A 24,466-nucleotide genomic window follows, 5' to 3' on the forward strand; every position below is an offset into this window, starting at 1 on the left:
GGTAAAAGGCGATTTTTTTATTCGAACAATAGTATCTTTTGAAACAGCAGAGATTCTCGAATCTAATGAAATTAAAAATTGTTCTTCTCTGCCTGAAATTCGGAGTTCGATTTCCATATCATCTGTTATAACTAGAGGTCTGGCGTTTAAGTTGTGTGGTGCCATTGGAGTTATAACTAAGCTTTCTACATTTGGAGTTAAAACGGGTCCGCCACAGCTTAATGAATATCCAGTTGAACCAGTTGGGGTTGAAACAATTAAACCATCAGCCCAATATGAAGTAAGGTATTCTCCATTTAAATAAGTAATAATAGTAATCATCGAAGTGGTGTCTTTTCTGGCAACCGTAACTTCGTTTAGTGCAAAATCTAATTCTCTAAAATTGTCGTATTCAGGAGAAGTTTCAATGCTTAACAAGGTTCTTTTAGAAATGGCATAATCGTTATCTAATAATTTTTGCAAAAGAGGCTCAATATTATCAAACTGAATCGTTGCTAAGAAACCTAATCTTCCTGCATTAATTCCAATAATAGGAATGTTTTTATCTCTAACAAAAGTGGCTGCTTTTAGAATAGTTCCATCGCCACCAATACTAATTAATGCTTTGTAATCAGTGTTTAGGGTGTTGTAATTCGAGTAGGTTTCGTAGTTTTTCGAAACAATATTTTTTTCTTTTAAAGTGGCTAAAAAATGTGCTTCAAATGCAATTTCAATCTCTTTTGATTCTAAAAACGAAACTACTTTTTGTACTGTTTCAGCTGTACTATTTTGATAATATTGACCAAATAATGCTATTTTCATTACGATCTATTTTTAAATATTTAAGTATTTGTCTAAGTAATCTGAACGCTCTTTTAAGCTGTTTAAATAGGAATCTTCCTGATGTTCTGAGATAATTTCATATTCATAACGTCTAAAAGTTTGAATAATATCATTCAATCCACTTTGACTAATTTTTACTGTAATTTCTACTTTGTTTCCTACAACATTTGAAATAAATAATCCTAAAATCTTAGCATTATTACTTTCGATAATTTGAGCTACTTGGCTCATAGAAAATTTATCGGATTCTTTTTCTACGACAATAATTCCGCCTTCTTCTTTCAAAAATGGTGTTTCGTGAAAAAAACGAATTACATCTTCAAGTTCATAATATCCTAAATAAGCATTTTTTTCATCTAAAACTGGAATTAGGTTACTTTCATTTTTAGCGAAAATTTCTAAAACATCAAGCCAAATAGTTGTTGTTCTAACAAAAAAACGTTCAAAATGAAATCGGCTATCATTAATAATGGCCTCGCTATTTATAAGTTCTACGTTTTCTTTGCTAACGCATCCTATATATACACTATCTTCGGTAACTGGAAAATGTGTGTAAGGAAAATCCAAAAACAAATCCTGTGCTTCCGCTATAGAATCGGTATGTTTTAGTGGTTTTATTTCGTTATTGATGTAGCTTGTTAAATTATTCATTGTGGATGTGATGAAAATATATCGCAAAATAATCAAAAAATACCACATGCTAGCTAACTTATACTTTGTATTTTTGTATAAATTAAAAATTATTATGACAAAGTTATCCGTAAATATTAACAAAATAGCCACACTTCGAAATTCAAGAGGAGGCAATGTGCCTGATTTATTGAAGGTTGCAAAAGATATTCAGCAATTTGGAGCCGATGGAATTACCATTCATCCAAGACCTGATGAAAGACACATTCGTTATCAAGACGCTCGCGATTTAAAATCGGTTGTGTATACCGAATATAATATTGAAGGAAATCCGCAACATAATTTTATTGATTTGGTTTTAGAATGTAAGCCAACTCAAGTTACGTTGGTTCCAGATGCTATTGGAGCGTTAACATCCAATGCGGGTTGGGACACAATAAAACATCAATCGTATTTAATAGAGGTAATTCAAGAGTTTCAGCGTAATGGAATTCGAACTTCTATTTTTGTGGATGCCGATGAAAAAATGATTGAAGGAGCAAAGGCTACTGGCACAGAAAGAATCGAATTGTATACAGAATCATTCGCTCACGAATATGGTTTAGGAAACAAAAGCGGAATTGAGCCTTATGTAAAAGCAGCAATTAAAGCAAATGAATTAGGATTAGGAATTAATGCAGGTCATGATTTGAGTTTGGATAATATCAAGTTTTTCAAAGACAATATTCCTGGATTGCTTGAAGTTTCGATTGGTCATGCTCTGATTTCAGAATCTTTATATTTAGGATTAGAAAATGTAGTGAATATGTATCTTCAAAAATTGAAATAAGATGTTATTGCATTCAAGAATAGAAGGCGAAGGAAAGCCATTAGTAATTATCCACGGTTTTTTAGGAATGTCAGACAATTGGAAAACTTTAGGAACTCAATTTGCAAATGAAGGTTTTCAAGTACATGCTTTAGATTTGAGAAATCACGGTAAAAGTTTTCATTCCGAAGATTTTTCATATGATATTATGGTAGAAGATGTAAACCAATATTGCGATTATCATCAACTAACAGATATCAATATTATAGGACATTCGATGGGTGGGAAAGTTGCCATGCTTTTGGCAACAACGTATCCTGAATTGGTTTCCAAATTAATTGTAGCCGATATTGGTCCGAAATATTATGCGCCACATCACCAAACCATTTTAGCAGCTTTAAACGCTGTTGATTTTTCAAAAAAACCGAGTAGAGGAGAAGTAGAAGAAGTAGTTTCAGGTTATATTAAAGACTTTGGAACAAGACAGTTTTTACTAAAGAATTTGTATTGGGAATCTCCTGAGCAATTAGCGTTTCGTTTTAATTTAAACGTTTTCAATGAAAAAATAGAAACTATTGGAACGGCTTTGCCATTTGAGAATGTTTTTTCTAAAGAAACATTGTTTTTAAGAGGTGATAAGTCAGATTATATTTTGGATAGCGATTTTGAAACCATTTACCATCATTTTCCAAAAGCAAAAATTGAAACGGTAAAAAATGCAGGACATTGGTTGCATGCAGAAAATCCAAAAGATTTTTATTTGTATGTAATAGATTTTATTAAATAAAAGGGCAAAAAATTATGCATGCATAATTTTTTTGTTAAAAAAATTGTAAAATTCATATTTTGTTATAATTTTGAAGTATTGATTATAACAAACAAAGAAAAAAACTAACACATTTTTACATTATGAGAAAATTACTTTCTTTAACATTATTGGCTTTGGCTGGCTCTACTGCTTTTGCAGGTGGATATAGAGTAAGTATTCAAGGTCAAAAGCAATTGGCTATGGGACACACGGGTGTTGCGGTAGTAAATAGTGCAGAGGTTGCTTTTTTCAATCCAGCAGGGATGGTTTATTTGGACAAAAAATTCAACTTATCAGTAGGTGGAAACGGATTATTTGCAAATACAAAATTTCAAAACTCTCAATATGGTTGGGAGGCAGAAACTAAAAACGTAGGAACTCCTTTTAGTGTTTATGCAACTTATAAATTAAACGATTGGTTTACTGCTGGTTTGGCAGTTTATACTCCATACGGAAGTGCTGTTGAATGGGATCAAGATTGGCAAGGTTCTCATTTAGTAAACAATATCGATTTGCAAGCTATCTTTGTTCAGCCATCTCTTTCAATTAGAGTGGGAGAACATTTTAGTGTAGGTGGTGGACCTATTTTTGCTACTGGTTCAGTTAATTTTAATAGAAACGTAGATAGATCGACTACTAATTCTCAAGGAGAAAGAACAGATTTAACAATTGAATCAAAAGGAATTACAGCTTGGGGTTATACAGCTGGTTTTATGTTTAATCCAACTGATAAATTAAGAATTGGTATGAACTACCGTTCTGAAATTATGATGGAGGCAAGAGATGGAGATGCAACTTTTAATGACTATCCAGAATTTGGAACTGCTCCAACAACAAAATTTAATGCTGATTTACCTTTACCAGCTGAGTTAACAGTAGGTTTGTCATATAAGTTTACAGATAAATTTTTAATGGCATTTGATTACAACAGAGCAATGTGGAGTGTGTATAAAAACTTAGATGTTGATTTTACTAATCCAGCTTTAGTTGATTCTCACAATCCAAGAAACTACAAAAATTCTAGTACTTACAGAGTAGGTATGCAGTATGCTGCAAATAATAAATTTACATTCAGAGCAGGTTGGTATTTTGACGAAAGTCCAGTACAAGATGGTTATTTTGCGCCAGAAACACCAAGAAATGATTCTATGGGATATACAGGAGGTTTAACATATCAAGTAAACAGTAAATTAGGTATTGATGTTTCGTTCTTATACTTACATTTTGATGAAGTTGATAATTCTTATGATTATGTAAGTGATGGAAGTAGTTTTGGAGGTACATACAAGTCAGTTGTATTTTCACCTGGAATTGGTATAACTTACGGGTTTTAATTTTTAATATTAGAGAGATGAAAAATAAATTTATATACTTAGCTATTTTAGCTGCTGGTTTCGCTTCATGTGAGCCAGAATTTGAAAACGAAGTAGGTGCAAATTATACTTCAGGTGATGCAGATTTCACAACTTATGTGGCTGTTGGAAATTCATTAACAGCAGGTTACATGGATGGTACGGTTTCAAGAGGAGGACAAGCTTATTCTTTTCCTAATTTATTAGCACAACGTTTTGCATTAGTAGGTGGAGGAGAATTTACTCAGCCTTCTTATGCAGATGATGTAAACAATTTAGGTGGATTAACTTTGGGAGGAATACAAATTGCTAACACTCGTTTAGTAATAGATTATTCTGAAGGTCGACCAGAAAGTTTAGTTGGAACACCTACTATTGAGGTTTCAAATTTACAAGCAACGGCTTATAATAATATGGGAGTTCCTGGAGCAAAATCATTCCATTTAGTGGCTTCTGGTTATGGTAATTTAGCAGGTGTTGCTCTTGGTCAATCAAATCCTTATTTTGTTAGACATGCAACTTCTCCTTCAGCAACTGTTTTAGGAGATGCTATGTCTAAAAACCCAACATTCTTCACGAATTGGATTGGAGCAAATGATGTTTTATCATATGCAACAAATGGAGGTGCACAGTCTGACGGTGTAACTCCTGCAGCTGATCACAACACAACAGGAAATATGAATCCTGCTACTTATGGTGGAAATGATATTACAAATTCAACTGTTTTTGCAAGTGTATATTCAACTATAGTTAACACTTTAATCTCAGGTGGAGCTAAAGGTGTTGTAGCTACAGTTCCAAGTGTAACTTCTATTCCTTATTTTACAACAGTGCCTTATAATGCATTACCTGCAGAAGCAACATCTTCAAATGCAACTGCAATTGCATTATATCAATTTTTAGCAGTTGCTACAGGAGGAAGAATTTCTCCATTAAATACTGCAGCGGGTACTAAAAATCCGGTTTTAATTAAAGATAATGATTTAGCTGATATTAGTGGTACAATTCAAGCTTATGCTGCGGGTTCAGGAAATCCATTATTGGTAGCTAATGCAGCTGCATTAGGTGCAATTTACGGTCAAGCAAGACATGCTACATCAAATGATTTAGTGGTGTTGCCAGCAAGTTCAATAATTGGTCAGCCAAATGCTTCAGCTACAGCTCCTTTTAATATTAATGGTGTTACATGGCCTTTAGCAAATAAGTGGGTGTTAACAGCTAATGAGAAGACTAAAGTAGCAAATGCTACTGCTTCTTATAATGCGGCAATTGTTTCAATTGCAAATGCAAATGATTTAGCTGTTGCTGATATGAATGCTATCATGAATCAATTAATTAGTGGATTAAGAGTTGAAGATGGAACTATCTATACCGCAAATTATTTCTCTGCTGCAACAGCGAGTACTGTTTTGTTTTCTCTAGATGGAGTTCATCCAAATCCTCGTGGATATGCGGTTATTGCTAATGAGATTCTAAAAGTTATTAATAGTCATTACAACGCTAATTTACCAATTTATACAGCGGCTAATTTCCCGGGTATTAATATTGTGCCAACAAATTAAGCTTTCAAATAAATATTTAAAAAAGGCATCATTATTGATGCCTTTTTTTGTAATTTTAAATTTTAAAGAAATATATATGAATTTAATAATTAAACTTCTTATCAGTACAATTGTAGTTTTTGTACTTTCTTATTTTTTACCGGGTGTTCATGTTACTAATTTAACAGGCGCTTTAATGGTAGCGGTTGTGTTAGGTTTGTTGAATACTTTTTTAAAACCAATTTTAGTCTTACTCACAATTCCAGTTACTTTGCTTACGTTAGGTTTGTTCTTACTGGTTATCAATGCGATTATTATTTTAATTTGTGATTATTTTATTGTAGAGTTTAGAGTTGATGGTTTTTTAACTGCATTAATTTTTAGTGTTCTGTTATCAATTACTCAGTCAATTTTAAATAAAATATTTGTTAGCGAGGATTAATTTTTAGCCAATTGAATTTCAGTAAATTAAAAACTTGTTTGGGTTGCAAAAATTCTATAATTTTGCAACCCAAATTTTATGGTACTTAAACAAAAGAAATAATGAACATTACAAAAACGCAAGTTGATGATTTAAATGCTATTGTAACAGTAGCAATTACTAAAGAAGATTATTCAGATAAGGTAGAAAAAGTATTAGCTGACTATAGAAAAAATGCTGCTATTTCTGGTTTCAGAAAAGGAGCTGTTCCAATGAGTTTAATCCAAAAACAATATGGTAAAGCTGTTTTGTTAGAAGAAGTAAACAAAGTATTACAAACGTCTCTTAATAACTATTTAACTACTGAAAAATTAGATATTCTTGGAAATCCACTTCCAAAAGTAACCGAAAGTATCGATTGGGATGCGGAAAATTTCTCTTTTGATTTCGAATTAGGATTAGCGCCTCAGTTTTCAGTTGATTTAACAGCAAAAAATAACGTTACAAAATTCAACGTTATTGCTGATGATAAAATGTTAAATGAGCAAGTAGAAAGAATCCAAAAACAATACGGAAAATTAATTTCTCAAGCGGAAGTAAAAGCTGATTTTGAAGTTAGAGGAACTTTTACAAACGAAGAAAAAGGAATCAACGCTCCAGCTAATTTTGGTTTAGATATTTTTGCTGATAAAAAAGCTGCAAAAGCATTTATTGGTAAAAAAGTTGGTGATGTAGTAACTATCGGAACTAAAGGTTTGTTCGACGATGATCACAAATTAATGGATTACTTAAAAGTAGGTCATGATGATGTTCACGGTTTAGATATCAATGTTGATTTTACAATTGAAGAAATCAATGAAATTGAAAAAGCAGAATTAAATCAAGAATTACTAGATAAATTATTCGGACCTGGAGTTCTTTCTTCAGTTGAAGATTTAAAAGCAAGAATTAAAGAAGATGCTGAAGCACAGTTTGCGCAACAAGCAGATCAAAAATTCTTAAATGATGTTACTGATTTCTTAATTGAAACTACAAAATTTGATTTACCATCTGAATTCTTAAAAAGATGGATTCAAAATGTAGGAGAAACTCCTTTAACTGCTGAACAAGCTGAAGAAGAATACGCAAGATCTGAAAAAGGATTACGTTTCCAATTAATCGAAGGAAAAGTAATGGCTGAAAATAATTTACAAATCACTTTCGAAGATTTAAAGGCACATACTGCTGATTTAATCAAGAAACAAATGGCGCAATTTGGTCAATTAAATCCTTCAGAAGATGAAATTAACGGAATTGTAGCTCGTGTAATGTCGAACCAAGATGAGGTAAAACGTTTATCTGAACAAGTAATGAGCGAAAAAATGTTAGGTCTTTACAAAGAGAAAGTAAAAGCTAAAACTAAAGAAGTAAATTACGAGCAATTCATCAAAGAAATGTACGGAGAATAATATCTCACAAAAAATAATTATCTTTGAGCGTCAAACTAGTTTTGGCGCTTTTTGTTTCAAGACAATTTGTCACAAAAAGTAATAGGCACGAACTTTGTAAAATATTAATGGTTATAAGTTTAATTTCTTTTAAACTTTTAAACACATAAACTTTTAAACTTAATTTATGAATTACGGAAAAGAATTTAAAAAATATGCTACTAAGCATCACGGAGTAAACAGTTTATACTATGATAAAATTGTAGGAAGTATGACTCCATATATCATTGAAGAACGTCAGTTAAACGTAGCTTCAATGGACGTTTTCTCTCGTTTAATGATGGATAGAATCATTTTCTTAGGAACAGGAGTTGATGATTATGTAGCGAATATTATTCAAGCACAATTATTGTTTTTAGAAAGCGTAGATGCTTCTAAAGACATCAGTATTTATATCAATTCTCCAGGAGGAAGTGTTTATGCTGGATTAGGAATTTACGATACAATGCAATTCGTAAAACCTGATGTGGCTACAATTTGTACAGGAATGGCAGCTTCAATGGGAGCGGTTTTACTATGCGCCGGAGCAGAAGGAAAACGTTCGGCGTTACCACATTCAAGAGTTATGATTCACCAACCATCTGGAGGTGCTCAAGGAGTTGCAACAGATATGGAAATCAACTTGAAAGAAATGTTGAAATTAAAAGAAGAATTATACCAAATCATTTCACAACATTCAAAACAACCTTACGATAAAGTCTATAAAGACAGCGAAAGAGATTACTGGATGATTGCTGCTGAAGCAAAAGAATACGGAATGATTGATGAGGTTTTAACAAGATAATTAATTAAAGTTTCAAGTTTCAAGTTTCAGGTTTTAGAACTTGTAACTTAAAACTTGAAACCTGAAACAAAAAAGATGGCTAAAGAAGTATTAGAGTGTTCATTCTGCGGAAGGAAAAAGCCTGAAACCAATTTATTAATTGCAGGGATTAATGCGCATATTTGCGACAAATGTATCGAACAAGCACACGGAATTGTATTAGAAGAATTAAAACAATCAGGTAATTCAAACTTGATTGCCGATTTGATTCTATTAAAACCAAAAGAAATTCGTGCGTTTTTAGATGATTACGTTATTGGACAAGAGCAAACGAAAAAAGTAATGAGTGTAGCAGTTTACAATCACTACAAACGTTTGATGCAAGTGCAATTAGAAGACGAAGTTGAGATTGAAAAAAGTAACATCTTAATGGTTGGTCAAACCGGAACAGGGAAAACATTGGTAGCGAAAACTATTGCAAAAATGTTGAATGTTCCCTTGGCTATAGTTGATGCAACTGTTTTAACCGAAGCGGGTTATGTAGGAGAAGATGTAGAAAGTATCTTAACTCGTTTGCTTCAAGCTGCCGATTATGATGTAGCTAAAGCTGAAAGAGGAATCGTATTTATTGACGAAATTGATAAAATTGCTCGTAAAAGCGATAATCCTTCAATTACGCGTGATGTTTCGGGTGAAGGTGTGCAACAAGCCTTGTTGAAATTGTTAGAAGGAACGGTTGTAAACGTTCCACCAAAAGGAGGAAGAAAACATCCCGACCAAAAATTTGTGGAAGTAAATACTCAAAATATCTTATTCATCGCAGGTGGTGCTTTTGACGGAATTGAAAGAATCATTTCAAAACGTTTAAACAGACAGGCAGTTGGTTATAGTTCGTCTATTGGAACAGACCAAATCGATAAGGATAATTTGTTGCAATATTTGATTCCGAAAGATGTAAAAGATTTTGGATTAATTCCTGAAATTATCGGGCGTTTACCAGTTCTAACTCATATGGATCCTTTGGATGCAGAAACATTAAGAGCTATTTTAACCGAGCCTAAAAACGCCTTAGTAAAACAATACAAGAAGTTGTTTGAAATGGATGAGGTAACAGTTGATTTTGAAGAAGAAGCGCTGGATTATATTGTGTCAAAAGCTTTAGAATATAAACTTGGAGCTAGAGGATTACGTTCGTTATGTGAGGCTATTTTAACTGATGCTATGTATGAATTACCAAGTTCTGATGATAAGCACTTACAAGTCACAAAAGAATATGCTGAAAACAGTTTAAGTAAAAACTTATTACAACGTTTGAAAGCAGTTTCTTAATGAAATTAATACAAATAAAAAGGTCGCCAATTGGCGACCTTTTTATGTTTAAGCATTTTTCTTTTGCTCTATTGTTTTTGCTTGTTTAGCGTTACAGTATCTTTTTTGACAACTCCATCCGCTTGAACATGATGTTAATAATACTACTGTTGATAAGGCTAATACTAAAGAGATTTTTTTCATTTTTTTATAGTTGTGATTAATTAAGAGTGTACTTTTTTTATTTTACGATTTTGAATTCAACCCTTCTGTTTGTTTGATCTTGTTTAGCTGAACATTTATCGCATTTTTCTAACAATTCGCTTTCACCAAAACCTTTGTAGGTTAACTGCGTTGCAGGAATACCTTTTTTAAGTAAATATTGATAAGTAGCTTTTGCTCTACTTTCTGAAAGTGTTTGGTTGTAAGTTTCAGAACCTTTGTTGTCTGTGTGCGCATTAATTGTAATGCTCATAGTAGTGTTGTTCTTAAGAACTTCAACAATCTTATTTAAAGATAATTCTGATTCTTTCTTAATTGTTGATTTGTTGAAGTCAAAATAAATGTTTTCAATAACAATAGCGTCTTCAGTAACAACTGCTTTCTTCTGAGTTAAAGCAATGTTTTTGTCAGTATCACCAGTTGCAATATTTGTTTTCTTAGTTTCGTAGCCATCTTTCATAACTTCAACGTTATAAAAAGTTAATGGTTCTAAAGCTAATTTGATTTTACCATTATTGTCTGATTGCGTTTCTGCTAATTTTGTTCCAAATTCATCTGTAACTATTACGGTAGCGTTTGGTAGAGGAGTTTTTGTTACTTCTTCAACTACAGTATAGCTAAAGTGTAAATTCTCTTGCTTTTTAATTTCGAATTTTAAAATATCAAAATTACCCGATTGTTTTTTATCTGTAGAAATATAACCTTTAGATGGAGAAGTCATTACAAAAGCAACATCATCTCTTCTTGAATTTAAATCGGTTCCTAAATTCATTGCTGTTAAGAATGAATTGTCAACATAAGCTGATCTAAAAACATCATAACCACCTAAATTTAAATGACCTTTTGAAGAAAAATATAAATATTTGTTATCAGAAGACATGTATGGATATTTCTCATCATCAGCTGTGTTTACATTTGGACCCAAATTAACTAATTTACCAACTGTTCCGTCTTCAGCAATTGTAGCTTCGTAAATATCAAATCCGCCAAATCCACCTGGAATATTTGTAGCAATGTAAATTTTCTTTCCGTCAGGAGAAACACTTGGAGTTTCAGCTGAATATTGCTCTGGAACAACATTTAAGTTTGTAATGTTCGTCCATTTTTTAGCATCTTTTTCGTTAAGAGTAGCTTTGTGTAATGTAAATAACTGTTTGTTATTTGGGTTTTCTTGAGTAAAGAAAATAGTTCTTTGATCAGAAGAAAATCCAATTGAACCTTCGTCATTTTCAGAATCTAATGCTTGAGAGAAAAGTAATGGGAAAGATAAATTTCCATCTTCTTTTACATCTACACAATATAAGTTGTTATTTGGAGTATTTGTAATTGGATTAACAGTTACATCTGCATGTCTTCTTTTCTTGTTTGACAAAATGATGTATTTGTTTTTAAAGAATGTTGTTCCAATTTCGTTTAATTCAGAATTGATTCCAGTATCACTTGTAATGAAGCTAATTCCTTTTGTATTTTTATTAATGGCATTTACAATAGCTTCTGCTCCTTCAGAACGTTTTGGCTCTTGTCCAAAAGATACAAAGCTTCCTAAAAGTAAAAGTAACGTAAGGATTTTGTTTAGTTTCATAAATTTAAATGCTTAAATAATAGTTAGTTAATCTAGGGGTTAAAACGGGTGCAAAATTAGAGGTATTTTTTGGAAAAAAAATTATTAATGTATTTATTTATTAATTATTGTTTAAAAATTCGATATAATGCAAAAAAAATCGATTTACTGCATTTGAAGTAAATCGATTTTATTGAGAATATGACAATAAAATGCTCTTAGCAGAGATTGCTTTTGTGATATTCTTTGTTAAAAGAATTGTTTTCGTTTTTTTCTATCGAATTCTCACATTTTCTGTATGGGCCACACTTATAGCGTCTAGGTCCACATGAACTCGTTAATATGAGTATTGCAACTATGGAGCAAAATATTTTTCTTGTTTTCATGTTTTCTATTGTAAAGACAGCAAACTTTCTAGATAGTTTCTCTCGTTTGAAAGCCTTGGAACCTTATGTTGCCCGCCTAATTTATCTTGTTGCTTTAACCAATCGTAAAAAAGATTTTCACGCGCAACATTAAGTACTAACGGATTTAAGGTCATATTGTTGTAGCGTTTGGCTTCGTAATCAGAATTTACATTTTGAATATTTTCGTCTAAAGCTTTTCTAAAATTTTCAATATTATCAGGCTTGGTTTTAAACTCAATAATCCATTCGTGAGCTCCTTTCTGTTTCTCATTCATAAAAATGGGAGCAACAGTATAATCGGTAATTTCACAGTTAAATTCTTTGCATGTTTTTGTTAAAGCTGTATCGGTGTTTTCAACCATCAATTCTTCACCAAACACGTTGATGTGATGTTTAGTTCTTCCGGTAACTTTAATTCGGTATGGACTTAATGAAGTAAAACGAATGGTATCACCAATTAAATAGCGCCATAATCCAGAGTTTGTAGTAATCACCAAAGCATAATTTTTATTCAATTCTACTTGATTCAGACGAATAACACGTTGATTTAGCGTTCCAAAAGTATCCATCGGAATAAATTCATAGAAAATCCCGTAATCTAACATTAATAATAATTCATTCGAATCATTTTGGTCTTGAATAGCGAAAAAACCTTCCGAAGCATTATAAATTTCGTAGTATTTGAAATCATCCTTTGGAAATAATTTTTTGTATTGTTCTCTATACGGATCAAAATTTACACCTCCATGAAAATAGACTTCTGCATTGGGCCAAAGTTCTAATAAATTCGATTTTCCTGTAGTTTCTAGAGTTTTTTGCAATAAAACCATCATCCAACTCGGAACGCCAGCTAAACTCGTAACATTTTCATTAATGGTTTCGTTAATAATGGCTGGAAGTTTCGTTTCCCAATCGCCCATTAACGATATTTTACTGCTTGGTGTAGAACTAAATTCTGCCCAAATAGGCATATTATCAATTAAAATCGCTGATAAATCGCCAAAAAAAGTATTGTTGTCTTCATACAATTGCTTGCTTCCGCCTAAGCGAAGACTTTTTCCAGTAAACATTTGCGATTCTTCGTTGTTATTTAAATACAAACACAATAAATCTTTACTTGCTTTGTAATGACAATTTTCCAAAGCTTCTGAACTTACCGGAATAAATTTGCTTTTAGCATTAGTTGTTCCGCTTGATTTAGCAAACCATTTGATGTTTGAATGCCAAAAAACATTTTGTTCGCCCTGTCTTGTTTTTTCAATCAAAGGTTCTAAATCTTCATAGGTAGAAACAGGAATTCGCTCTGAAAATGTGGTGTAATTTTTCATAGAAGAAAAATCATATTTCCTTCCAATTTGCGTATTTTCAGATGACTTTATAAGGTTGAAAAGCAATTCTTCTTGAACTTCATGCGGATATTTTAAAAACAATTCCATTTGATGAATTCGTTTCTTTAAAATCCAAGTGGCAACAGAATTTATAATTTGTAATGGCATTTACCTATTTCTAATTTTGAATTATTAAAACGGAATAATAACTTTACCAAAAATAGCATTTTTTTTAAATAATCGAACGAAAAAGTAAATCTTAACACAAATGAATTATCAAGGCACGCTAAGTAAAATGCAAACCGAATTTGGAAACCCAATTCAATACTATTTGGTTTTTGAAAATAGTTTTTTAAACCTGAACCAGTTATTAGGAAAACCAATGGAAATTGAATTTCAAGGCTATCAATGTTTGAATTGCGGAAAAGCCAAGAAAATTTTTCGTCAAGGATTTTGTTACGATTGTTTTATGAGCAGCCCAGCAGTAGGCGATTGGATTATGAAACCCGAATTGAGCACCGCACATTTAGATATCGAAGACCGCGATTTAGCATACGAAAAACGAGTACAATTACAACCTCACGTAGTGTATTTAGCGTTATCAAGTGAAGTAAAAGTTGGTGTAACCAGAAAAACTCAAGTTCCCACAAGATGGATTGACCAAGGTGCCGTGCAAGCCATTCCAATTGTGGAAGTTCCTAATAGATATTTAGCAGGAATTACAGAAGTGGCGCTGAAAAACCATTTTGCCGATAAAACCAATTGGCAAAAAATGCTAAAAAATGAATATTTAGAAATGGATTTGATTGCAGAACGTAATAAAGTGTTTGATTGGTTGCCAACCGAAGTAAAAGATTATTTCCCGAAAGAAGAAAAAATCATTCAACTCGATTTTCCAGTGTTGCAATATCCAAAAAAAGTGACGAGTTTAAATTTAGATAAAACGCCAAATTTCTCAGGAATTTTGACTGGAATAAAAGGGCAATATTTACTTTTTGAAGACGGAACCGTTTTTAATGTAAGAACCTATGAAGGTTATGTGGTGAAGATGAGTTTATAAAAAGAAACCCTTTCAAATTTGAAAGGGTTTCTTTTTATAATTATTCTTTTTTCTTTTTTCCTCCTAATAAACCTTTTATAGCGTCTGTTGCTTTGGTTTTAATTTCTTCCTTTGGAGTGGTTTTTGGTTTTGTGGTGTCTGTTGCAGTAGTTGTTCCAGCGGCATTGTTCTTAGTTCCACCTAATAAATTTCCTAAAGCAGTTGTGCCTTGATTTACATATTTCTCTTTCTGCATTTTAACTAATTGTGTAGTCAAATTTGTAGTAGATTGTTTTAAATCAGAATTAAATTTTGGTTGCGAAAAGTTGCCTGTCATTAATCCATTTACTGGAATGCTTGTTATTTGTTTTTGATCGGCAGGCGTTAATTTTGCAATTAAATTAGTTACGTCTTTTCCTAAATATTTCACAGGAACATCAAACTTCAAATTGTAGTTCATCGTTTGATCAAAACCATGACTTCCGCCAACGTTTACCGTAATGTCTTGGTATTTAATATCAAAAGGTTTTACGTTTACTTTTCCATCTTTAAAAGATAAAGCCGCTTTAACATCGTTTAAATTAACTTTGCTCATGTCGATGAATTTCATGTTGGAACTCAATGCTGTCAACATAGCCGAGTTCTTTTCATTGATTGTAGTTGATAGTAATTGTCCAAATAAATCACCAGAAATAGTTTTTAAATTTGGCGTCATATTGTTTTGTAAATTTCCAGAAAGTTTGATAGTTGAATTTAATTTACCATTAATTACACCGGCAATTGGAGCAATTGATTTCAACATATCTAATTGTGTAAACGACTCGGCAATATTTACCGCGTTTAAACCTAAATCCATATCAAATTTCGGAGTATTTCCTTTGGTAGAAACGGTTCCGGTTAAACCAATATTTCCTCCAAAAATGCCCATTTTTAAATTGTTTAAGGTAACCGCTTCATCACGAATAACCATATTTCCGGAAACGTCTTTTAAATTTAAGTTATCATAAACAACAGTTCCTGCTTTTGCTGTTATGCTACAATCTAAGAAAGAAGGAATCTTAACAGCTTCGGTAGTTTTTTTCCCTTCATCATTAACAGTCGTAGTTGGCGCCATGAAATCTGAAACGACTAATTTTGTCGAATTCATGTTGAAGTTTCCTTTCAGAATTTGGTTTTTGAATACAAATCCGTAGAAGTTATCTAAAGTTCCAGTTACATTCAAATCGGAACTTCCTGTTTTGGCATCAAATTGATTTAAACGAATTTGATTTGGATTGAAAGCAACAGCTGCTTGATTGATTTTAAAAGGTTTTGCCATTTCTGGACCCTCATAATTGAAACCAGTTAAGCTAACAATTCCAGAATTTTGAATGTTTTGATATTGAGAAGTTTCAACTGATTTCATGTCAAACTTCGTTTTTACATCGGCTTTTAAAATTCCGGTTAACGGTTTGTCTAACTTTACAGGATACGCTTTGGTAACGTTTGCTAAATTGATAGTTCCTTTTAATTCGGCATCAACTAAAGCATTTGTTGCTAAGTTTTTAATATTTGCTTTTGCATTAAAAACGTCTTGATCTATTGAAAATGCAAGTTTATTCAAATTAACATACGTGTCGTTCATTGCGCCTGTTTCATTGATAATATGTGTATCAATCACAATATTTTTAACCGATTTTGGTAAATCTGGATATTGGAAAGACGCATTATTGGAAGCAATTTTTACATCAAAAGCAGGAATCGTAGTTTCGGTTAAATTACCTTTTACTTTTCCGTCTACCGAAAATTGTCCGGTTGTTTTTACTTTGTTGATATCGCCTGAATAAGCTGCTGGAATTAATCCCAAGAAGTTTTTAAAATCAGATGTTGGCGTTTTGAATGTCAAGTCATAGGTTTGACCTGCTTCTACCATTTGAATAAATCCGTTGAATTCTAATGGTAATTGATTGATTAGGGCTTTGTTGTCTTTGAATTCGTATTTACTTTTTTCTAAATCAATTCCTAAAATGGCATCTAATGAAATGGCTACATTGTTCATGTAATTCATTTTGTCCATATCAAAAGATAGTTTTGCAGTAGTTTTTGTGTCTAAATCTAATTTTTGAGCTGCAAAATTTCCTTTTCCTTCGTGATTAATGCTGTCTAAAACCATTTTCATTTTAGAACCTTGGTCTTCATAAGTGAATTTCAAATTTTCAACTTCATAATCTTGAATATTCAAAGCAAATGGTTTACTGTCAGAAGGTTTTTTTTCTGTTTCATCTTTTAATGCAATGTCAAAATTTCCTACACCATCTTTATTAAAAATGATGTTTACAATTCCGTCAACTACACTAAAGCTTTCTAAATTCATTGCTTCATTTTCGCCTTTAAAAAGTTCTTTAACACTCATGGTTACACTGGTTTCACCAGCATATAAAAGGGTGTCTTTTTCAAAAGGTGCTTTAGTAATAATGCTCAATTTGTCAATCGTAACATTAGCTTGCGGAAAACTTTTGAATAAACTCAAATCTACATCTTCAAACGCGATGTTGGCATTTACATTTTCGTTCAAAGTTTTAGCAATCATTTCTTTGATTTTATCTTTGAATAAAAAGGGAGCAGCAGCTAATGCAATAATGGTTACCAATAGGAATATTCCAGTTCCTTTTAAGATTTTTTTCAACATAATTTTACTTTTTAAGAGTGCGAATAAATTTTTTTGTTTCGATTTGTAATCAAATTATCCTGTAATTACTACAAAAGTAGTACCAAAAATATAGTTTAGAATTAAAGCTACGTTAAACTTATAAAAAAAATCCCAAAAACAACTTGCTTTTGGGATTTTTATATATTTGAATTTGAATTAGTTTATTACTATTTCATAAGGCATAATAGCTTGGATTCCTTTTCTGCTCTTAACACGTTTGATTTGTTCTAACATTTGGAAGCCTTCTTCGCCTAATTGCTCTTTTAGCAATTGTTCTTTAGTTTTAAACATAGCCATTCCAGTGAAATTAGCTAATAAATCTTCAAAACTCTTCTCATATTCTGGGAAGTTTTCTGTTCTATACGAAGTTGTTTTTCCAAGTTTAGCAGCGTATTGGATTGCCGCATCTAAACCACCAATTTCATCGACTAAACCAAGTTTGTGAGCGTCAACTCCAGTCCAAACTCTTCCTTGTGCAATAGCATCAACTTGTTCGGTTGTCATTTTTCTTCCATCAGCTACACGTTTTAAGAAAGTTGCGTATGTTTTTTCGATACTTTCTAAAACAAAACCTTTGAAATTTTCATCAATTGGTTCAAAAACACTGTAACCACTTGCATTTTCATGTGTTTTTACTTGTTCGGCATTAATTCCGATGTTTTTACCTAGTTGATTCATGTTAGGTAACATGCCAAAAACTCCAATTGAACCTGTAATCGTGTTAGGTTCTGCGAAAATTCTATCTGCATTAGCTGCAATATAATATCCGCCTGAAGCAGCATAATTCCCCATAGAAACTACAACTGGTTTTGTTTTTTTAGTGATTTCGATTTCTCTCCAAATTAATTCTGAAGTTAAAGCGCTTCCTCCTGGGCTATTCACTCGTAATACAATAGCTTTTACATCATCATTTTCACGTGCTTCTTGTAAAGAACGTTTGATAGAGCCTTCACCAATTACGTTTACATCTCCTTCGCCACCTGCAATTTCACCTTGAGCATAAATTACGGCAATAATATCTTTTTTAGTGTAATCTTCTACAGTTGATGCAGCTGTTTTGGCATAATCGGTGATGCTTACAATATCGTATTTTTCTTTTTTATCTACTTTTAATTTAGCTCTAATCATGTCATGATACTCATCTTCATAAGCTACTTTATCAACTAATTTATTGGCTAAAGCTAATTCTGGAGTTCTTGCGCCTAAAGAGTTTGCAATTGCATCTAGTTGTGCAACTGATAATTTTCTACTTTTAGAAATATCGGCAACAATTGTATTCCAAACTGAGTTCAATAAAACCGTCATTTGTTCGCGATTTTCCGGACTCATTTCTTGTGCTAAGAAAGGTTCTACAGCACTTTTGTATTTTCCATGACGAATTACTTCCATTTTTACACCCGATTTCTCTTGCAAATCTTTCATGTAAATAATTTCAGAAGATAATCCTTTGAAATCAACTTCTCCCATTGGATTCAAATACACTTGGTCGGCAACCGAATTCAAATAATATTCGCCTTGGCTATAATAATTTGCATAAGCATATACGAATTTTCCTGATTTTTTAAACTCCTCCAATTTATCACGAACGGCTTTGCTTTGCGCTAAACCAAGTTGCGATTGATTGTTTAGAATAGAAATTCCTTTGATTTTGTCATCGGTTTTAGCCGCTTCAATAGCATTTAAAATATCGGTAACTCCATCATGATGCGCTTCAAAGTAATTGAAGTCTTTGTAATTTGTTTTTCCTGCGTAGTCTAAAGACACTTTTGATAAGTCTAATTCAATTACCGAATTCTTTTTAACAGTAACGGTATCTTCGCCACTACCAGCAATAGCTCCAATGATGATTATTCCGAAGAAGAAAATCATACAAAAAACAAAAAGCCCTACAATTGTAGCTAATACATTTCCTAAAAATCTCATTTCAATTTCATTTTAATTTATAGTATAAGTAGTTAAAAGAACAAAATTGTTACATGTTCATAAAAAAACAAGAAAGGTAAATTATAAGTCTAAAATTGTTTGTTATTTTGCCAATATGAGTCAGCATCAAGTCATTTTATCGTTGGGAAGTAATCAAGGCAATCGATTAGAAACGATTCAGTCTTGTATTGGTTTGATTCATAACGAAGTAGCAACAGTTGTAAAGGTTTCTAAAATTTATGAAACTCCGGCTTGGGGTTTTGAAAGCGAACATTTTTATAACGCTGCAATTCTGATTCATACGACAAAATCGGCTCAAAAAATTTTGAATCAGGTTTTGAAAGTGGAGAAAAAGTTAGGTCGAATTCGTTCAAAAGATTCAGGTTATCAAGCTCGAATAATTGATGTAGATATCATTGCTTTTGATGAAGAAATTATCTCGACAGAAACGCTTCAAGTGCCCCATCCATTAATGCAAAACAGAAAATTTGTGTTGCAACCGATGTTGGATTTGGGATTGAATTGGGAACATCCTGTTTTGAAGAAATCAGTTTCTCAATTGTTAGTTCAAGCGGAAGATACAAGTGAAATAAAAGCGGTTCAATCCATAATTTCTCCTATTGAAAAACTCCAATTACAACAATTTAATTACATCGCGATTGAAGGAAATATTGGAGCAGGAAAAACGACTTTATCAACCAAATTATCGGAAGATTGTAACGCTAAATTAGTGTTAGAACGCTTTGCTGATAATCCGTTTTTACCCAAGTTTTATAAAGACCAAAGTCGTTACGCTTTCCCATTAGAAATGTCATTTTTAGCAGATAGATACCAACAATTATCAGACGATTTAGCGCAATTTGATTTGTTTAAAGATTTTGTAGTAGCCGATTATCACATTTTCAAATCACTAATTTTTGCTAAAGTAACGCTTCAAGAAGATGAATTTCGATTGTATAAAACCATGTTCGACATCATTCACAAAGAAATGCCAAAACCTGATTTGTATGTGTATTTGTATCAAAACACCGAAAGATTGTTGGAAAACATCAAGAAGCGCGGCAGAAGTTACGAGCAAGAAATTCCAGCCGATTACTTAGAAAAAATCAATCAAGGCTACTTAGATTACATCAAAACGCAAACCGATTTGAATGTGTTAATTATTGATGTTTCCGATTTAGATTTTGTGAAAAAACAGGAAGATTATGTGTTTTTGTTGAATGAGATTAATAGAAAAATAGTGTTAGCACGCGGATAAAACTGATTCACTTTAGCGAAACGCTGATTTCCACGGATTTTCTATGCTTGCTATGTAAAGTGTAACGTCTAAAATCAACACCAAGTAATTCTATTGTGTCTATGTGTTTAGAAAAATTATTTCATCTTCTGGAACAAATCCCAAATCACAATTCCAGCACTAACTGAAATATTCAATGAATGTTTACTTCCTAATTGTGGAATTTCAATTACACCATCGCTTAAATTAATTGCTTCTTGTGAAACGCCTTTTACTTCGTTTCCAAAAATTAAAGCGTATTTGGTATTCGCGTCAGGTTGAAAATCATCCAACATAATCGCATTTTCGGTTTGTTCCACCGAATACACTTTTACATTCTCCGATTTCAATTGATTCACTACTTCTAAAACGTCTTTTGCGTATTCCCAACTTACAGTTTCCGTAGCGCCAAGAGCTGTTTTATGAATTTCTTTGTTGGGTGGAGTAGCCGTAATTCCGCATAAATAAATCTTTTCAATCAAAAAAGCATCCGAAGTTCTAAAAACCGAACCAATGTTGTGCAAACTTCTAATATCATCTAAGATTACAATAATTGGTGTTTTTTGAGCTTCTTTAAACTCTTCAATGTTTTTACGTTCTAATTCTGCGTTGGCTAATTTTCTCATAGGGCAAAAGTAAAGATTAATTATAAAACTTTAAAACTTGATTTTTGAAATTGATATTGTCATTGTCTTTGAAATTATTACCTTCGCAATCATACTTAAAATTTGAAATTGTGGCGAAGAAATCTGCAGCAACTCCCGATAAAGCACCCAAGGAAACACCTTTAATGAAGCAATACAACGAGATAAAAAACAAATATCCCGATGCTTGTTTGTTGTTTCGTGTGGGCGATTTTTATGAAACTTTTGGAGAAGATGCTGTTCGTGCCGCAGCAATTTTAGGAATCACATTAACCAAACGTGGCGCTGGTTCTGAAACTGAAACCGCTTTGGCAGGATTTCCACATCATTCAATCAATACGTATTTACCTAAGTTAGTTAAAGCTGGACTTCGAGTGGCAATTTGCGATCAATTGGAAGATCCAAAAATGACGAAAACCATTGTGAAACGTGGAGTTACTGAATTGGTTACGCCTGGTGTTTCAATGAATGATGAGGTGTTGCAATCGAAGTCAAACAACTTTTTAGGATCAGTTCATTTTGGAAAAAAATCGGTTGGAGTTTCGTTTTTAGATGTTTCAACAGGTGAATTTTTAGTTTCTCAAGGCAACGAAGAATACATTGATAAACTATTGCAAAACTTCCGCCCGAGTGAAATTTTAATTCCGAAACAGTTTAAAAATCAGTTTCATTCGGTTTTTGGAGACGATTTTCATACGTTCTTTTTGGAAGATTGGGTGTACAAAGAAGATTATGCTTTAGAAAGTTTGACGAAACATTTTCAAACCAATTCGCTAAAAGGTTTTGGTGTGGAAGAATTAACCGAAGGTTTGATTGCTTCAGGTGCGATTTTATATTACTTGTCGGAAACCCAACATAACAAGATTCAACATATCACGAATATCCAACGTATTGCCGAAGACGCTTACGTTTGGATGGATAAATTTACGATTCGAAATTTAGAATTATATCACAGTTATAATCCCAATGCAGTAACGCTTTTGGATGTGATTGATAAAACGCTTTCGCCAATGGGAGCAAGGCTTTTGAAACGATGGTTGGCACTTCCGTTGAAAGATATTTCAAAAATTAGAAGTCGTCATGAAGTGATTTCGTATTTGAAAACCAATCCAGAAGTTTTACAACAAATTCAATATCAAATCAAACAAATTTCCGATTTGGAACGTTTGATTTCAAAAGTAGCTACAGGTAAAATTTCGCCAAGAGAAGTCAATTTCTTGAAAGATTCGTTAGATGCAATTATTCCAATTAAAACATTGGCTTTAGGTAGCGATAATGAAGCTTTGCGAGTAATTGGTGATAGTTTACACGCTTGTGAATTGTTACGCGAAAAAATAAAAACAACCATTCAAGAAGACGCGCCAGTAAGTGTAAATAAAGGAAACGCAATTGCTATTGGAGTTCATTCTGAATTAGATGAATTACGTGCAATTTCTTCAACAGGAAAAGGATATTTGGAAGAATTAGAGCAAAGAGAAAGTGCTGCTTCTGGAATTCCTTCATTGAAAGTTTCGTTCAATAACGTTTTTGGATATTATATTGAAGTTCGAAATACACATAAAGATAAAGTTCCAGCCGAATGGATTCGTAAGCAAACTCTTGTGAATGCTGAGCGATACATTACAGAAGAATTAAAAGAATATGAATCGAAGATTTTAGGTGCTGAGGAAAAAATCCATCAATTAGAAACGCAGTTGTTTGAGCAATTGGTGAATTGGATTGCGACGTATATCAAACATGTTCAGTTGAATGCTAATTTAATTGCACAATTGGATTGTTTGACTTCTTTCACGCAATTAGCGATTGATAATAAATATGTTTGCCCCGATTTAGATGAAAGTTTCGATTTGGAAATCAAAGACGGTCGTCATCCTGTAATTGAAAAGCAATTGCCCGTTGGTGTGCCTTATATTTCTAATGATGTTTTTTTAGACAGAGAAACCCAACAAATCATTATGATTACTGGACCAAATATGTCGGGTAAATCTGCTATTTTGCGTCAAACCGCTTTAATTGTGTTGATGGCGCAAATGGGAAGTTTTGTTCCGGCAGAAAGCGTTAGAATGGGTGTGGTGGATAAAATTTTCACCCGAGTAGGAGCGAGCGATAACATTTCGATGGGCGAATCTACATTTATGGTGGAAATGAACGAAACGGCTTCTATTTTGAATAATATTTCAGAAAGAAGTTTAGTCTTATTAGATGAAATTGGAAGAGGAACTTCAACCTATGACGGAATTTCGATTGCTTGGGCGATTTCAGAATATTTGCACGAACATCCAAACAAACCGAAAACACTTTTTGCTACGCATTATCACGAATTAAATGAAATGGAAGTTACGTTTGATAGAATTCAGAATTTCAATGTATCGGTAAAGGAATTAAAAGATACGGTTTTATTCATTCGTAAATTGGTGAAAGGAGGAAGTGCTCATAGTTTTGGTATTCACGTAGCAAAAATGGCAGGAATGCCTCAAATTGTAATTCAAAAAGCGCAAAAACTATTGAAGCAATTAGAAAAAAGACATTCCAGTGAAGAACTATCTGGAATTAAATCGGCAAATGATGAATTACAATTGAGTTTCTTCAACTTAGATGACCCACTTTTGGAAGATATTAAAGAAGAAATTATGAATATTGATATTAATACTTTAACTCCAGTAGAAGCATTAATGAAGCTAAACGAAATAAAACGAATGTTGGTTAAAAAATAATTTCAAAATAAAATATTCGTTATCAAAAGGTTAAGTGAAGGTTCTAAAAAAAGTTTTAATTTTTATTTAAAAAGTACTTGTGAGAATAAAAATATGTACTATATTTGCACTCGCAATACGGAACAAGTATAGCGACGTTCTTTAAAAGATTACAATACGAAACGCGAAAATAGCTCAGTTGGTAGAGCGCGACCTTGCCAAGGTCGAGGTCGCGGGTTCGAACCCCGTTTTTCGCTCTATACCAAAATATTTGCTTGAGTGGTGGAATTGGTAGACACGCTGGACTTAAAATCCAGTGGGTAGTAATGCCCGTGCGGGTTCAAGTCCCGCCTTGAGTACAAAAGCTCCGAACAATGTTCGGAGCTTTTTTTGTTTATAAAATTCTTAGTTTAGAATTTTCTATTATCTTTAAAGAATTCTTTATAAAATTATCAATCACAACTATATGGGTACATTTGTAATCTCACAACGATTAAGTGGAGTTTATAAATATGAGTTTGTTTCCAGAAAAGGAAAAACTATTTTTACGAGCAACGATTTCGAATTGCGTTTTGAATGTGAAGAGGAGATAGAAAAGCTTAAAGCTTCTTTAGAACGATGCGTTTTTATGCGTTTTAAATCGTCTAGCGGAAAGTTTTTCTTTCGATTGATATTAGATGAGCATGAAATTGCAGTGAGTAGAAGGTATACAACTCAACTGTTGCTTCAAAAAGGAATAGATGA

Annotated in this window: 19 protein-coding genes and 2 tRNA genes; 14 read left to right on the plus strand and 7 right to left on the minus strand. The window is 32.6% G+C overall.

Annotated elements, in window-relative coordinates; genetic code table 11:
- A partial coding sequence (locus L6Q46_RS03105) for an NAD kinase (protein WP_291283070.1) occupies positions 1–801 on the minus strand: 801 nt, incomplete at its 3' end.
- A 12-nt stretch (positions 802–813) separates the two neighbouring features.
- On the minus strand, positions 814–1,473 hold the full coding sequence (locus tag L6Q46_RS03110; protein ID WP_291283071.1) for a CBS domain-containing protein: 660 nt from the start codon (positions 1,471–1,473) through the stop codon (positions 814–816).
- Between the two features lie 94 nt (positions 1,474–1,567).
- On the opposite strand from L6Q46_RS03110, the gene L6Q46_RS03115 reads away from it, so the two are divergent.
- The 8 genes from L6Q46_RS03115 to clpX all read left to right on the plus strand — a co-directional run bounded on the left by L6Q46_RS03115 (position 1,568) and on the right by clpX (position 9,961).
- On the plus strand, positions 1,568–2,281 hold the full coding sequence (locus tag L6Q46_RS03115) for a pyridoxine 5'-phosphate synthase (RefSeq protein WP_291283072.1): 714 nt from the start codon (positions 1,568–1,570) through the stop codon (positions 2,279–2,281).
- A gap of 1 nt (position 2,282) precedes the next feature.
- Positions 2,283–3,047 carry an alpha/beta fold hydrolase gene (locus L6Q46_RS03120; protein WP_291283073.1) on the plus strand — a complete coding sequence of 255 codons (765 nt, stop codon included), beginning with the start codon at positions 2,283–2,285 and terminating at the stop codon, positions 3,045–3,047.
- 122 nt (positions 3,048–3,169) lie between these two features.
- Entirely contained in the window at positions 3,170–4,402 is a 1,233-nt protein-coding gene (locus L6Q46_RS03125; RefSeq protein ID WP_291283074.1) for an outer membrane protein transport protein, read from the plus strand.
- Between the two features lie 17 nt (positions 4,403–4,419).
- Complete coding sequence (locus tag L6Q46_RS03130; RefSeq protein WP_291283075.1) at positions 4,420–5,982, plus strand: G-D-S-L family lipolytic protein; 1,563 nt, start codon at positions 4,420–4,422, stop codon at positions 5,980–5,982.
- 76 nt (positions 5,983–6,058) lie between these two features.
- Positions 6,059–6,403 (plus strand): phage holin family protein, encoded by a 345-nt coding sequence (locus tag L6Q46_RS03135; protein WP_291283076.1) that lies wholly within the window; start codon positions 6,059–6,061, stop codon positions 6,401–6,403.
- 101 nt (positions 6,404–6,504) lie between these two features.
- On the plus strand, positions 6,505–7,830 hold the full coding sequence (gene tig, locus L6Q46_RS03140; RefSeq protein WP_291283077.1) for a trigger factor: 1,326 nt from the start codon (positions 6,505–6,507) through the stop codon (positions 7,828–7,830).
- Between the two features lie 166 nt (positions 7,831–7,996).
- On the plus strand, positions 7,997–8,653 hold the full coding sequence (gene clpP, locus L6Q46_RS03145; RefSeq protein ID WP_291283078.1) for an ATP-dependent Clp endopeptidase proteolytic subunit ClpP: 657 nt from the start codon (positions 7,997–7,999) through the stop codon (positions 8,651–8,653).
- Positions 8,654–8,728: 75 nt separating this feature from the next.
- Positions 8,729–9,961, plus strand: coding sequence for an ATP-dependent Clp protease ATP-binding subunit ClpX (gene clpX, locus L6Q46_RS03150; protein WP_291283079.1), 1,233 nt, complete (start codon positions 8,729–8,731; stop codon positions 9,959–9,961).
- Positions 9,962–10,181: 220 nt separating this feature from the next.
- On the opposite strand, the gene L6Q46_RS03155 is transcribed toward clpX, so the two are convergent.
- The gene (locus tag L6Q46_RS03155; RefSeq protein WP_291283080.1) at positions 10,182–11,744 is read right to left on the minus strand and encodes an OmpA family protein; all 1,563 of its coding nucleotides are present in this window, start codon (positions 11,742–11,744) and stop codon (positions 10,182–10,184) included.
- 370 nt (positions 11,745–12,114) lie between these two features.
- A complete protein-coding gene (locus L6Q46_RS03160) occupies positions 12,115–13,626 on the minus strand; it encodes a GH3 auxin-responsive promoter family protein (protein ID WP_291283081.1) in 1,512 nt (503 codons plus the stop codon).
- A gap of 100 nt (positions 13,627–13,726) precedes the next feature.
- Here L6Q46_RS03160 and L6Q46_RS03165 point away from each other — a divergent pair, with 100 nt between their 5' ends.
- Complete coding sequence (locus L6Q46_RS03165; protein ID WP_291283082.1) at positions 13,727–14,518, plus strand: DUF2797 domain-containing protein; 792 nt, start codon at positions 13,727–13,729, stop codon at positions 14,516–14,518.
- A 40-nt stretch (positions 14,519–14,558) separates the two neighbouring features.
- Here the strand turns inward: L6Q46_RS03165 and L6Q46_RS03170 are convergent, their stop codons facing one another.
- Positions 14,559–17,165, minus strand: a complete 2,607-nt coding sequence (locus L6Q46_RS03170; protein WP_291283083.1) for an AsmA family protein — start codon at positions 17,163–17,165, stop codon at positions 14,559–14,561.
- A gap of 177 nt (positions 17,166–17,342) precedes the next feature.
- The gene (gene sppA, locus L6Q46_RS03175; RefSeq protein ID WP_291283084.1) at positions 17,343–19,109 is read right to left on the minus strand and encodes a signal peptide peptidase SppA; all 1,767 of its coding nucleotides are present in this window, start codon (positions 19,107–19,109) and stop codon (positions 17,343–17,345) included.
- A 115-nt stretch (positions 19,110–19,224) separates the two neighbouring features.
- Here sppA and folK point away from each other — a divergent pair, with 115 nt between their 5' ends.
- Complete coding sequence (gene folK / locus L6Q46_RS03180; protein WP_291283085.1) at positions 19,225–20,367, plus strand: 2-amino-4-hydroxy-6-hydroxymethyldihydropteridine diphosphokinase; 1,143 nt, start codon at positions 19,225–19,227, stop codon at positions 20,365–20,367.
- Positions 20,368–20,483: 116 nt separating this feature from the next.
- On the opposite strand, the gene L6Q46_RS03185 is transcribed toward folK, so the two are convergent.
- Positions 20,484–21,011 carry an RNA methyltransferase gene (locus L6Q46_RS03185; protein ID WP_291283086.1) on the minus strand — a complete coding sequence of 176 codons (528 nt, stop codon included), beginning with the start codon at positions 21,009–21,011 and terminating at the stop codon, positions 20,484–20,486.
- 164 nt (positions 21,012–21,175) lie between these two features.
- On the opposite strand from L6Q46_RS03185, the gene mutS reads away from it, so the two are divergent.
- The 4 genes from mutS to L6Q46_RS03205 form a co-directional block, all read left to right on the plus strand.
- Entirely contained in the window at positions 21,176–23,743 is a 2,568-nt protein-coding gene (gene mutS, locus L6Q46_RS03190; protein ID WP_291283088.1) for a DNA mismatch repair protein MutS, read from the plus strand.
- Positions 23,744–23,906: 163 nt separating this feature from the next.
- A tRNA-Gly gene (locus L6Q46_RS03195) sits at positions 23,907–23,979 on the plus strand.
- Positions 23,980–23,995: 16 nt separating this feature from the next.
- Positions 23,996–24,081 (plus strand) — tRNA-Leu (locus L6Q46_RS03200).
- Between the two features lie 107 nt (positions 24,082–24,188).
- Positions 24,189–24,466, plus strand: a 278-nt coding sequence (locus L6Q46_RS03205; RefSeq protein ID WP_291283087.1) for a DUF1508 domain-containing protein, incomplete at its 3' end; no start/stop codon positions are given.

The organism is Flavobacterium sp. (assembly GCF_023151265.1).
Lineage (GTDB): Bacteria > Bacteroidota > Bacteroidia > Flavobacteriales > Flavobacteriaceae > Flavobacterium.